Below are 13249 nucleotides of genomic sequence, written 5' to 3' on the forward strand. Positions count from 1 at the left end.
TAAGGAATTTGAACATTTAATATTGGTTATTTTTTGATATCCAAATTTATCAACACACATCATCACAAGTCAACACAAAAACAACATAATTCAATTATCTGAACGCCACTGTGTGAGATTTGTTGGAAATTACAGGGATTTACCAACAATAAAAAAAGCAGCCGATCCATGATCGACTGCCTCTAAAAGTTTCGTTCCTAAGGTTAAGTATGTCCAACCCCAGCTTTCATGCCTATGTTATGCGATAATAACTTTAACCTCAGCCTCTGCGAGACAGGCAGAAAGTTCATTATCAGGTTCCGCATCTGTAATAAGGATATCGACCCCTTTAATCGGTCCAACTTTAATAAGGCGGGATCGATTGAATTTACTCTGATCGACGACAGCGATCGTAATTTGAGCTTGAGCCATTACTGTGCGCGAAAACTCTGCCTCGGCAAGATGATCAACCATAAACCCTTTAACGGGATCAATTCCCCCAAGAGATAAGATAGCGTATTTCACATCAAACTGCTCGACAAAAGCATTAGCAGAAGGGCCGAAAGCAGCCGCATCATCTGCACGCAATTCCCCCCCCGCTATGTAAACCCGGTTCCCGTTTCTTGTCGCCAAAGCACGAGCTGTTTCGACTGAATTCGTAACAACAAATAGATTAGAATGGTCTTGTAAGGCATGCGCAGCAATAGCTGTTGTACTGCCCGTATCTAAAATCAGGGAGTCACCACTTTGTATTATTTTAGCAAGCGCGGCGCCAATCTTCCTTTTGGCATCCTGGTTTTCAACCATCCGAAGTAAAAAAGGCGGTTCATGAGCTTCATCAGGTACGATAATTCCACCATGGACCTTCTCAACAAGGCCAGCTGAGACCATAGGCTTCACATCACGCCTTACAGTTTCATCAGAAACAGAAAATTGTTCCGCCAGCTCAAGGATTGTACAAAGACCCTTGCTACGTACGGCTTTTAAAATCTCTTTTTGTCTTGTTGTCGGGTGCATAAAAACCACAAATCTCCAAATATCTTTTAAAGCAATACGGCAATTTTCTCAAAATATCAAATTCCCAACAGCCGATCTAGCCTTCAATTACCGTTTCTTGTTCATGTTCTTTTTAGTTTTCGACGTCGGCTCTGCAACCAAAGGATCTTCGGGCCAATAATGCCTGGGATATCGCCCCTTCATATCCTTTTTTACATCATGATAGGTGTTTTCCCAAAATCCCGCGAGGTCACTTGTGACCTGAAGCGGCCTGCGTGCAGGAGACAACAAATGCAATCGTAACGGCACCTTCCCACTCAGTATTGATGGAGTTTCAGATAAACCAAACAACTCTTGCAAACGAACTTCTAAAATTGGCAATTCAGGATTGTCATAATTAATTCGAGGACTATTTCCCGTAGGCACAGTAAAACGCTCAGGAATTTCTTTATTTAAAAATTGTAATTTTTCCCAATCAATAAGCGACACTAAAATTGTATAAAGATCCAAATTTTTAAGCTCATTAAATGATGATACACTCTCTAAATACGGCTCCAGCCATACATCTATGTTCTGAAGTAAGCTGGGCTCATTAAAGTCAGGCCAATCCTCAGTAGATACGAGGGACCTCACGGTCGCGACGCGTTGGCAAAGCTGCAAGGCCTTCTCACTGGGCTCTAAAAAGGACAGGCCTTTAGCTCTGATTACACGGTAAATTCCCTTAACGATCGCCCTATGATCCGGATCTTTCTGGCGTTGAGCAGATAGGTATAGCTCTCCTAACCGCTCAACCCTCTCCCCAAGAAAAAGTCCTTTATCTTCATCCAAACGAACTTGATCTTCTGAGATGATATCATCTGAGTGTAATTGTCTAATCTGAGATTCCGAGACAGCGATTGCCTGATAGACACGAACACTCGCCCCGACACCACCAACACTTGTCATAACCAGATAGGCCTCAGAAGCGAGACTATCTATTTGATCAATCTCAGCCCCCTTACCACCAGAGAGTTTAAATCGACCAACCGCTTTTTTTCGGAGTTGACCAATACGATCAGGATAAGCCAAGGAAACAAGCGCCCCGGCATTTCTTAAATCGATACAATTATCAGGCTTAACATTTATATTTCTCGCATATTGATCAGCAATCCTACGAACCTGCTTAATACGATTACGATCAAATCGAAATCCCTTGTCAGCCCCCTTCCCAACAAGCGCCTCAATTCGTATCATAAGGTCTATTGGGGCCTTAGAAGTACCGGTTTGGAGAATATCTCGCTCATTTAACAACGCTGCGATAAGACAGGAGAGCCAACCTCCTCCCTCTTCTTTTCCTCTAAGCAACATATGGGCAAGTCTCGGGTGAACAGGAAGTCCAGACATGGTCTTTCCATGAACAGTAATGTTCCCTTGAGGGTCAATTGCCCCCAAAGATGAGAGAAGCTCCACGGCTTGTCCCCATGAAGAGGAAGGAGGTACGTCACACCACGAAAGCTGACTTGGATCTTTGGCTCCCCAGTTAAGCAGCTCAAGTACAAGAGAACAGAGATCCGCTTCGAGAATTTCAGATTTATTCTGTAGCGCCAAAGAACCATTTTGCGCCTCTGGCCACAGACGATAACAAACCCCGGGCTCTAACCGCCCTGCTCTACCTGCACGCTGTTCTGCAGAAGCACGAGACACCCGCAGAGTTTCCAACCGCATCATGCCACTGGAAGGATCAAATCTTGGACTGCGCATATATCCGCAATCAACAATAACCCGGACCCCATCAATAGTGAGACTGGTTTCAGCAATTGAGGTGGCTAGAACAACTTTCCTCACCCCAGAAGGGCTAGGAGATATTGCTTTTCGTTGCTCAATTAGAGGCAGATCCCCATATAACGGCCGAATTTCCACATTTACTGGTAATGATTTGGATTTCAGAAGGTCGTTTACGCGTTTTATTTCGCCAACTCCAGGGAGGAACACAAGGATACTCCCGCTCTCCAAGTTCAGTATTTCAACAATTTTATCGGCAACATCAAAGGGAATATTTCTTTTTTGTGTTTCCATTCCGTAGATATTTTCAACAGGAAAGCTTCGTCCTTCGCTCGTGATGATTGGCGCGGATCCCATCACCCTTGATACGGCCTCACCATCTAAAGTCGCCGACATAACAAGTAGTCGAAGGTCTTCACGAATAACGGATTGGATTTCGAGGCATAATGCCAGCCCCAAATCAGCCTGGAGGCTTCTTTCATGGAACTCGTCAAAAATGACCAAACCATATTCTGCGAGCTCAGGGTCAGATTGTAACATTCGAGTCAGAATGCCTTCTGTAACAACCTCAACTTTTGTATTCTTGCTAATTTTACTCTCTAGTCGGATACGAAAGCCAACCGTATCCCCCACCTTCTCACCCAACATTTCTGCCATCCGTACCGCAGCAGCACGTGCAGCAAGTCGGCGGGGCTCAAGCATAATTATCTTTTTACCGTTGAGCCAACCAGATTTGAGTAAATGTATAGGCACTCCAGTCGTCTTACCTGCTCCAGGTGGAGCTTGCAGAACAGCTGAGGGATTTTTATCTAAAGTTTGGGAGATTTCGGCAAGAACGGAATCTATAGGTAAGCTCGTCATATCAGGCTTATATCATCACCAGCAAACCAACTTCCATATAATATTTAAGATACTAATTGTCGGGCCCCACAGAGTTACGACAGAATAATGGCACTTCTCCGCTTTGTTGAGTAGATTTAGGATTTCAAATAGAGCATAGATTGATTATCTGGAATGGATGATTGTCTAATTTTGAGTTTGAAGTATTCGGTATCCTTGATGCCTCTGGCTCGCTTACGGATCATTCCTATACTGACATTACCAGCCTCTATCCTGGCGCTTGTGAGCTTGTGTTTGGCGTAGTTGCAGATGCCCACACAATGTTTCCGTAGGGATTTCGCGAACTTTTTTAGATAGAGCATCTGTGACTGATCTGCTATCAGGCACCAACGTTCCAGTTGCTCCGCCATCGCCTCAAATGAAGCGGCACTCCACAGCAGCTGAAGCTGTTCTTTCAAGACGTAAAGTGCATTCAGGTTGCTATTGCTCTCCAGCAACCTTTGCAGCTTGTCACTTTGTTTTTCACTCAACTTATCCGCATTTTTGAGCAACAGATAATGTGTCCCTTTCATCAACTCTTTACCACTTGGATCGGCCTTTCTGAACTCAAGTCGACGCTGATTATGGATAGCTTTGCTGTAGTTTTTCATGACGTGGAAACGGTCAAATACTATGTCGGCCAACGGCAAGGACTCTCTGACAGCCTTTTGGTAGGCAGGCCCCATATCCATCGCTACGGCCTTTATTTTGCAGGCTGTATCTGGTTGCAGTTGTTTCAAAAACCTTGAAAAAACCTCGGCAGTTCGGCCTGCTTCAACCCAGATCAGATGACCGCCAACCATATCGTAGACCACCGTCATGTAGTCATGACCTTTCGCCCGGGCAACTTCATCTACACCAATATATTCCAAGCCAGTTAGCTCTGCAGGATCAAGCGTAGGGAGAGTTTCAATAAGGTATGCCCTGTCGATATTCTTGACCGTTTCCCATCGTATATCCAAATGTCTGGAAACCGCTTGAATAGACATATGCCGACATAATCCACTGATCAGTCGGCAAAATCGGTGAGTGAAACGGCACCCTTTATCAACAAAATCACACCCCTCAATGCGGCGTTCGCCCTTGTTAATATAAACCTGCGCCAGCTCAATCTCGACCACACAAGGATACCCAAAAAGGGGGATGTCGTTTACTTGTCGGCGGACATGCTGGTTGATGCTTCCCTTCTGGCCTGTAGCAGGGTCTATAGCCCTCCTACGCGCGTCTCGGCTGCAGTGAATGACAATCTTAACACCGCCGTCATCCAGTTTAATTTCATTTACACGTTGCCCTTTGAGTCCTAAAATATGCTGCGAGATGTTGATTGTCATATACCTGCTCTATGTAAAGTTATCAGAAACCATACATATCAACAGGTTACTTGGCGGTCGGCATCTTTTTCTACTCAACAAAGCGGAGAAGAGCCAGAATAATATTCTAATGTATTTTATTATCCGGATGTATTCAGACAGTTCGTCGTACCATTAACCTTACAGTTAAAAAGCTTGATCGCTTCATCACCCTTTAAGCGTGCCTCATCCTTCACACACTTTGTCCATATATCTAAATTTTCAAGAAAGTAAGTGACTTCTTTTTTACATCTCTCAAAATCTTTGGAATCTGAAAATTGAATTTCGATGTATTGGTTGGTGCAATTGGGAGGATCATAATCTGGTTTTTTACAATCCGCCTGAGCTTGGAATGACCATACAAAGACACCCACACAGATCACGGCACTAAATTTGTTTTTCATTTTTCGGCTCTTCTGGAGTTTCACTACGCTTGAAACCCGCCCCCATTAATAAGTTAACCCCCTTCAAAATAACCCAAAAGTGGTAAAGGAATTAATAACAGAGGGAATAGCAGGGCCTGTACTCTCGCTGAGAGTGCATAAAACAATAGGCACCCTGAAGGTGCCTATTGTAACTATAAATACAGAGAGAAGAGGATATTAGGGAGAAGATTAACCAAATTTCTTGTCCGGTTCTTGTCCGCCAGGTTCCGGGCTGAAGAACTTCGCGTACTTTCCTTTAACGCCGTTAAATTCATCAGCATCAGCAGGTGGAGTTCCCTGAACTGTGATATTAGGCCAGATCTCAGCGTATTTGGTATTCATCTCTAACCAATTTTCAGCTTCAGGGTCCGTGTCTGGTAGAATCGCTTCTGCCGGGCATTCTGGCTCACAAACCCCACAGTCAATACACTCATCAGGATGGATTACGAGGGTATTTTCCCCTTCGTAAAAGCAATCAACAGGGCAGACTTCTACACAGTCCATGTATTTGCACTTAATGCAATTATCCGCAACGACATATGTCATAACGCACTCCAAAGGTCGCTGCGTTCAACACCCGACCATCATAATTCATAGTATAACCAAGGGTTAAGACGCCTTGTCGTAACCAAGTTCTTTGTGGCTATCAAGTAACCGCTTGCGCAGGGATGATGCTGTTGCTTCGCCATCACCTGTTGGCTGATAGAACACATTCACATCAGCAGATTTATTGCGGTTCAAAGAACGTAGGGTAGCCGGATTTTCGATTTCCATCGTATCAAAACCACAACGGTGCATTAGCTGAATTTGATCATAGAGCACATCGCCAATTGCGCGAACCTCTCCATCGAAGCCATAACGCTCGCGAAGAATTCTGGCGTAGGAATAGGCACGACCATCGCCAAAAGCAGGGAAGTTCAAGGCAACCAGAGATAGTTTTTCGAGATCATCTTCGATAAGCTCTGGTGATTGATTGCTCTCAAGAAGTACACCAAGCTCGAGACCAGATGCTAATAACGCGGCCTTTTCTTCGTTCCAACGATCAAATGAAACGATTATTGGTGAAGCACCTGTAATCTCAGCATCGTCAGCCAACTTAACCCAATTATCAGCAATCTGACGTCCATCTTTTATGAGCGGCATTTTACTCTCTTTTCTCTCTCAATGGCTGTCCCTAGGGAACAGCTCTTATGCAGCGGTTTAGCTGCAACAATCATTAAATTCAACTTCACTTGGTATTGGTTCTAGCTGATCCAGTATCAAGGAAGTGAATTCCACATTCGGTTTTATCCTGGTTTTTCCACCGCCCACTGCGGGGATCATCACCAGCTTCAACCCGGTCAGTACAAGGCATACAGCCAACAGAAGGATAACCATCCGCCTCTAGCGGGTGACGAGGAAGATTATGCTTATGAAAATAAGACGTAATCTCATCTTTTTCCCAATAGGCAAGCGGATTAATTTTAATCCGTGTTCCCTCAGCTTCCACCAATTCAAGCTTTGATCTCGATGCAGACTGAAACCGTTTGCGGCCAGAAATCCAAGCATCAAGATCATCAAGAGCTCTGTTCATAGGCTCAACCTTGCGTACCCAACAGCACATATCTGTATCTTGGTTCCAAAGAATTCCCTTTGGATCCTTATCCGACAGCTTTTCTTCCTCGGGCAATATCTGACGAACATCAGTAAGACCTAAGAATTCGGTTAGCTGTCGGCGATAGCGATGGGTTTCACCAAACAACTTACCCGTATCCATAAAGATAACAGGCGTTGCCGGGTTAACCTGTGCAACAAGATGTAAAAGGATTGCAGACTCTGTTCCAAAAGATGAGACCAGAGCAACTTTTCCTTTAAACTCGTCTTCGATCAAGCGGACTAGAGCATCATGCGTCGACAAATTCCTCACACTGTCCAGCAAATCTGCTGCGCGTGACTTTGTCGTTTCAAGACGTTCTCGTGCGCTTCCTTCCTTTGGTAACAAGGTCGATGCACTAAGCATATAGCTTTTCCTTGAACGGAGCCATTCCAACCCGGTTATAAGCATCAAGGAAGCTTTCCTCAGCACTTTCCCGGAGGTCCAGGTAGATATTCACAACGCTTTCAACCGCATCGACAATCTTGTCATAGGCAAAAGAAGGACCAATGATCTTACCGATTGCAGCATTTTCGTTGGCGTTCCCACCAAGAGTGATCTGATAATATTCTTCACCCTTACGATCGACACCAAGAATACCAATATGGCCGACGTGGTGATGACCACAAGCGTTAATGCAACCAGAAATCTTGAGCTTTAGCTCTCCAATGTCATGTTGACGTTCGATATCAGAGAACCGCTTACTGATCGCTTGGGCGACGGGGATAGACCGCGCATTAGCGAGAGCACAATAGTCCAACCCAGGGCAAACAATCATATCTGAGATCAAGCCCAGATTAGCCGTCGCAAGGCCAGCTGCTTTCAAGCCGGAGTATACATCAAAGAGATCTTCCTGCTTCACATGCGGCAGAACCAGGTTCTGTTCGTGTGTTGCCCGGATTTCATCAAAGCTATATTTCTCAGCAAGATCAGCAACAGCTTCCATCTGATCATCAGTGATGTCACCTGGCGCCTCGCCTTCAGGCTTGAGCGAAATATTAGCAATCGCGTAACCAGCCTGTTTATGAGCAACGACGTTTGCTCTAACCCAAGTGGCAAAATCACGATCTTCAAAACGCTTGATCTCAAAAAGACGAGAAGTTGCATCCAAAGTTTCAAAGCTCGGAGGTGCAAAATATTCGTTGATACGGTCAACTTCTTCCAACGGAAGCTTAAGGGCAGTATCTTTAATACGCTCCCACTCGGCTTCGACCAAACGGCGAACTTCATCAATCCCTGTTTCGTGTACAAGGATCTTGATACGCGCTTTATATTTGTTATCACGACGCCCGATTTGGTTATAAACGCGAAGAACGGCCTCAAGATAACTCAAGAGGTGCTCTTTCGGTAAGAACTCACGTACGACTTTACCAATCATTGGCGTCCGACCCTGGCCGCCGCCAACGTGAACTTCAAAACCGACTTCGCCTTCGTCATTCTTGACGATCGCCAAACCAATATCGTGAACCCGAATGGCCGCACGATCGGTTGTAGCACCCGTCACAGCAACCTTGAACTTACGTGGTAAGAAAGTGAATTCAGGGTGCAAGGAAGACCACTGGCGAATGATTTCGCAATAAACCCGCGGATCTTCAATCTCGTCAGCAGCAGCACCCGCATATTGATCAGAAGTCGTATTTCTGATGCAGTTACCACTGGTTTGAATGGCATGCATTTCTACATCAGCCAACTCTTTCAATATTTCCGGCACGTCCTTGAGAACAGGCCAGTTATATTGCAAGTTTTGACGAGTAGTGAAATGGCCATAGCCTCGGTCATATTTACGCGCGATATGTGCCATCTTACGCATCTGTGCCGCATTGAAGGTTCCATAAGGAATGGCAACACGAAGCATGTAGGCGTGCAGCTGAAGGTAAAGACCGTTCATCAACCGTAGCGGTTTGAACTGATCTTCGGTTAGATCGCCGTCAATACGGCGCTCTACCTGGTCCCCGAACTGAGCGACACGTTGTTGTACAAAATCATAGTCAAATTCGTCATAGCGATACATTGCTTTATTCCTTACCCAGCCTGCCGTAAACCGTGGCCATAATGGACTGTTGGGCCCTTGGCCCGGATACCTTCTTTAACGGAGAGCGGATGAATACCAGCGTCATCACGCTCAACTTTGATCAAATAAGGTCCAACAATAAGTTGATTAGCTTCAGCCTTTTCAGCCTCATTGAGTAGAACAGCTGCTCCATCACTGTCTTCAACAGTCTTTGCAGCAGAGAAATCATCTGTCCATTCAGCATTTTCGCCGAAATAAACAACTCCACCACCAAGCAAGCGGTTCGCAGTCATAATCTGCAATGCCATTGTCTTAACTCTCTCCTAGACGCGCCGATTAAATTCCGGCAACGGCAACTTCGTTTAAATACGAAGTCACATTTTTGTTTTCTATTGCACCAGCAGCTATTTGCTGAAGGTCAGCTTTACTTGCAAAGGCTGCGACTGATCCAATAACGATCAATGCAGGCCCTGTAATTTCATACGTCTCAACCAACTGAGCTGCTTCCGATAACTTACCCGGAAGAACACGCTGGTCAGACCGTGTGCCATTTTCGATAATCGCAACGGGTGTGTTCGCATCCAACCCATGACTAATCAGTTTGCTGGAGATATGGTCCGCATTTGAGATCCCCATATAGAAGACCAGGGTCTGGCGACTACTAACCAGTCCGGACCAATCAGCCTGAGCTATACCATCACCGTTTTGCCCCGAGACAAAAGTCACCATCGAAGCATGATCGCGGTGTGTAAGTGGAATTGCCGCAGAAGCAGCACATCCGACAGCAGCGGTTATTCCTGGAACAACATCCACATCAATCCCTTCAGATTGAAGGACTTCCATTTCTTCGCCACCACGGCCAAATACAAACGGATCTCCACCTTTCAAGCGAACAACGCGTAAACCTTTGTGAGCTTCGTTCACAAGGATTTCATTGATTTCATCTTGAGACTTACTGTGTTTACCCGGTGCTTTTCCGACATAAATCCGGTCAGCATCACGGCGCACATAATCAAGGATTTCATCGCTTATCAGGCGATCATAGATAACCACATCGGCTTGCTGCATAAAACGCATGGCCCGGAATGTAAGAAGATCTGGATCTCCTGGGCCAGCGCCAACAATAGCAACATGGCCTGCTTTGCGCTCTTCTTTCCAATTTAGGTTGATGAGGCCAAGCATTTTCTCACGGGCAGAAACTTCACGACCGGAAAGAACAGATTCAGCGATGGGACCATCAAAAAAGTTTTCCCAAAACTTCCGGCGTTCATTGCCACCAGAAATCGTGCCTTTCACCGCACCGCGAAAGCTATCAGCAAAAGTCGCCAACCGACCAAGGGCAGGTGGCAGAATGCTTTCGATTTTTTCACGTAGATTACGTGCGAGTATCGGCGCTGCCCCCCCACTTGAGATCGCAACGACCATAGGGGAACGATCAACAATTGCGGGCATAATAAAGTCTGAAAGATCAGGACGATCCACGGCGTTAATCTTGATGCCCTTTAGACGTGCGGCTTGACTTACAAAGGCATCCACAGCTTCAATGTCCGTCGCAGCAAACACCAGGCTTGCGCCATTGACATCTTCGGCAAGAAACTCACGTTCTTCATAACCAATATGGGCGCCGGCCACCAACTCTTGGATTTCATCACATAGAGTGGGTGCTATCACAGTAACAGCCGCATCAGCTTTTAGAAGCAGACGTAGCTTTCTAGCAGCGAGATCGCCGCCACCTACCAGAAGGACTTTCTGACCCTTAAGAGCCAGGAAAATAGGAAAGTGATCCATGACACCCTCATACCAATTTCACACAAACTTAATGACAATTGATTTGCCAATTACATTTGCTCACAGTGAATAGATGACACGTTTGATGAAAAATACAAGTAAAAAAGTGAATAATAATAATTACACACTAAAATAACGTTCTTTATGAGTATTTTGAATTTCACCTAATCTAGTAAGGATGTAAATTTTTCTAAATTCTCAATTTATTATTTATTTACAGTGCATTAATGTACCACACTTGAGATTTTACGCATTTATAATATTTTGCGTGTAGGAAATTTAAATAAGAATTATTGAACAAATTAGAATATGTAATCCTTACTTTAAATATTATTATTCACACTTTTTAAGTGGGTAATTTTCAATATCATTAATTATACAGTCCTGATGTGTAATTATATCTAACTCTTCTTTCCCGGCAGATAAAGTAAGCTCTATAATACGATATAAAGCACAAATAGCTTTTTGCGCTGCAAACTGCTCAGAAAAGCCTCTCACGATCCAACCAACAAACAAACCCGTAAAAAGGTCCCCTGCTCCAGAAGGCGATACAGCAAGGTAAGGAGTTGATATCAACCATGCCGTTTCAGCCTTCACCACCAAAACTCCAATTTTTGGCTTGCCTTTATCAACCGGTTGTTCAGCAGAAGTTACAACTACACAACGTAAGGAATTCTTTTTAATCAGTAACCGTGCGACAGAAATCATCTCTGAAAAAGTTTTGGCATTTGTTTGGGTGATAACATCAAATTCAAACTTATTAGGCGTTATAATATCTGCGAGCGGTAACAGCTGATCTATAATCAGTTCAGGAATGCCCTCACTGACAAAGAGACCCTTTCCTCTGTCGCCCATAACAGGGTCAAGACAGTAAAGTCCCTTAGGCTTAAGCTGTTTATAGCTTTTAATTGCGTTAGCTATGACCTTAGCATTTTCAACCGAGGCCAAGTATCCCGATAATATTCCATCGCTACTTTTAAAAGCCCCCCTATCCTCTAACCCTAAAAAAAGATCATGAAGTAGCAAGGATTCTATAGCCCGTCCATAGACACTGGAATGCGCAGGATGATTTGACAGAACCGTTGTTGGAATGGAATGCACCTCCACCCCCAACTTTTGCATTGGAAACACCGCAGCTGAATTCCCCACGTGCCCATAGCAAACATGTGATTGAACGGATATTACAGACGGCATACGATCCCCTCAAAATTTAGAGTTATGTTAGTTTTGTAACCGACATCTCTGTTTTTGTTGCGAGCTGAACGACCTGGTTTTGATTTATAGGTCCGAACTCAGACCTAAAGTCAGAAAAATGGGTTTCAAACCAACTTTTTACCGGCTTTAGAATATCCTGTTTCATTGAACTTGCCATCAAACCCGATACTCTTGGTATATGCTTGAGATAAGCATCCTTGTTATCTCTCGCATAAAGCCTGGAAAAAAGTCCGAGCACTTTAGCATGACGCTGGGCCGAGAGAACATAGTACCAGTCCATATAGGATTTCCGGTCCTCTTCATTTTTGAAGAGCTCTCCCATTTTTGAAAAATAACGCGCCACCATACTTGCCCTAAACGTGGGATCAATATCACGACGCGCATCTTCTACTAAGGACATCAAATCATATGGCGGCGCCCCGAGAACGGCAGTTTGGAAATCCAACAACCCACAAGCAGAAACGCCCTCACGGCCCTCAAGGATCATAAGGTTATCAATATGAAAATCCCTAAGAACCAATGTTGTCGGCAAAGCGGGAAGACCGTTAAACACCTGACACCAGGCATCTATGTAACCTTGCCGTGCCTCAGGCAATAACCCTTGTCCTGTTATTGAAGGATAATACCAATCAGCCATAATAAGAGCTTCGCGAACCAGGAAAGCAAGATCATAAGGCGGCATATCTATGTCAGGAAGCTTTTCCGATGAATGCATCTTAACCAGCACGTCCACAGCCAATTCATAGAGCGTTTCTTCGTTTTCACCCGCCGCTAAAAGCCTCGCATAGGTATTTTCCCCAAAATCCTCTAATAGTAAAAAACCTCTTTCAATATCCTCATGTAAGATCTCAGGCACCGATATACCGCAAGCCAGAAGATGCCTAGCGACTTTTGCAAAGACTTCCACTGGCTCAGCTACTCCAGGCGGGGCATCCATCAACATAGTGGTTTCGTCGTTTTTACGAAGTCTAAAATAACATCTCGCAGAGGCATCAACAGGTAAGGGAGTACTCTCACTCCCCTCCCAACCGGCTAATTTTACAAAGTCGATTCTATCTTTTTCTCGCTGTACCGGATTTATTTTCACAGCCTACACCACCCGAAAACTCAAATATTCTCAACAACTTTTGCTAAGTATATAGCTCGCATGCTGAGAAAATAAACACCAGTTCTTTTCCACCTATTGACAAGATGTATATACAAGCTAATTATG

At 44.6% G+C, this 13249-nt stretch carries 13 protein-coding genes; 1 reads left to right on the forward strand and 12 read right to left on the reverse strand.

The annotated features are described in order from the left end of the window. Positions 1-237: 237 nt before the first annotated feature. The 3 genes from ACOGW3_RS03485 to ACOGW3_RS03495 all read right to left on the reverse strand — a co-directional run bounded on the left by ACOGW3_RS03485 (position 238) and on the right by ACOGW3_RS03495 (position 4946). On the reverse strand, positions 238-996 hold the full coding sequence (locus ACOGW3_RS03485; RefSeq protein WP_419901766.1) for a DeoR/GlpR family DNA-binding transcription regulator: 759 nt from the start codon (positions 994-996) through the stop codon (positions 238-240). An 87-nt stretch (positions 997-1083) separates the two neighbouring features. Beyond that, entirely contained in the window at positions 1084-3597 is a 2514-nt protein-coding gene (hrpB, locus tag ACOGW3_RS03490) for an ATP-dependent helicase HrpB (RefSeq protein ID WP_419901683.1), read from the reverse strand. Between the two features lie 116 nt (positions 3598-3713). Beyond that, positions 3714-4946: an ISL3 family transposase gene (locus tag ACOGW3_RS03495; RefSeq protein ID WP_419901077.1), complete on the reverse strand. Its 1233-nt coding sequence runs from the start codon at positions 4944-4946 to the stop codon at positions 3714-3716. On the opposite strand from ACOGW3_RS03495, the gene ACOGW3_RS03500 reads away from it, so the two are divergent. Continuing rightward, a complete protein-coding gene (locus tag ACOGW3_RS03500; RefSeq protein ID WP_419901684.1) occupies positions 4933-5103 on the forward strand; it encodes a hypothetical protein in 171 nt (56 codons plus the stop codon). The genes ACOGW3_RS03495 and ACOGW3_RS03500 overlap by 14 nt on opposite strands. Here the strand turns inward: ACOGW3_RS03500 and ACOGW3_RS03505 are convergent. The 9 genes from ACOGW3_RS03505 to ACOGW3_RS03545 all read right to left on the reverse strand — a co-directional run bounded on the left by ACOGW3_RS03505 (position 5066) and on the right by ACOGW3_RS03545 (position 13123). Continuing rightward, the gene (locus tag ACOGW3_RS03505) at positions 5066-5368 is read right to left on the reverse strand and encodes a hypothetical protein (protein ID WP_419901685.1); all 303 of its coding nucleotides are present in this window, start codon (positions 5366-5368) and stop codon (positions 5066-5068) included. The genes ACOGW3_RS03500 and ACOGW3_RS03505 overlap by 38 nt on opposite strands. 210 nt (positions 5369-5578) lie before the next feature. Next, entirely contained in the window at positions 5579-5935 is a 357-nt protein-coding gene (gene fdxA / locus ACOGW3_RS03510) for a ferredoxin FdxA (protein WP_419901686.1), read from the reverse strand. Positions 5936-5998: 63 nt separating this feature from the next. After that, positions 5999-6532, reverse strand: a complete 534-nt coding sequence (locus ACOGW3_RS03515; protein ID WP_419901687.1) for a DUF934 domain-containing protein — start codon at positions 6530-6532, stop codon at positions 5999-6001. An 85-nt stretch (positions 6533-6617) separates the two neighbouring features. Further along, on the reverse strand, positions 6618-7388 hold the full coding sequence (locus ACOGW3_RS03520) for a phosphoadenylyl-sulfate reductase (RefSeq protein ID WP_419901688.1): 771 nt from the start codon (positions 7386-7388) through the stop codon (positions 6618-6620). After that, positions 7381-9033 carry a nitrite/sulfite reductase gene (locus ACOGW3_RS03525; RefSeq protein ID WP_419901689.1) on the reverse strand — a complete coding sequence of 551 codons (1653 nt, stop codon included), beginning with the start codon at positions 9031-9033 and terminating at the stop codon, positions 7381-7383. Before ACOGW3_RS03525 ends, ACOGW3_RS03520 begins: the two co-directional genes overlap by 8 nt. Positions 9034-9044: 11 nt before the next feature. Further along, positions 9045-9341 carry a DUF2849 domain-containing protein gene (locus ACOGW3_RS03530; RefSeq protein WP_419901690.1) on the reverse strand — a complete coding sequence of 99 codons (297 nt, stop codon included), beginning with the start codon at positions 9339-9341 and terminating at the stop codon, positions 9045-9047. A 28-nt stretch (positions 9342-9369) separates the two neighbouring features. Beyond that, positions 9370-10821 carry a siroheme synthase CysG gene (gene cysG, locus ACOGW3_RS03535; RefSeq protein WP_419901691.1) on the reverse strand — a complete coding sequence of 484 codons (1452 nt, stop codon included), beginning with the start codon at positions 10819-10821 and terminating at the stop codon, positions 9370-9372. Positions 10822-11154: 333 nt separating this feature from the next. Further along, complete coding sequence (pdxY, locus tag ACOGW3_RS03540) at positions 11155-12015, reverse strand: pyridoxal kinase (RefSeq protein ID WP_419901692.1); 861 nt, start codon at positions 12013-12015, stop codon at positions 11155-11157. Positions 12016-12037: 22 nt separating this feature from the next. After that, complete coding sequence (locus ACOGW3_RS03545) at positions 12038-13123, reverse strand: aminoglycoside phosphotransferase family protein (RefSeq protein ID WP_419901693.1); 1086 nt, start codon at positions 13121-13123, stop codon at positions 12038-12040. Positions 13124-13249: the final 126 nt, after the last annotated feature.

This window comes from Kiloniella sp. (genome assembly GCF_965205715.1).
In the GTDB taxonomy this organism is placed as follows: Bacteria; Pseudomonadota; Alphaproteobacteria; order Kiloniellales; family Kiloniellaceae; genus Kiloniella.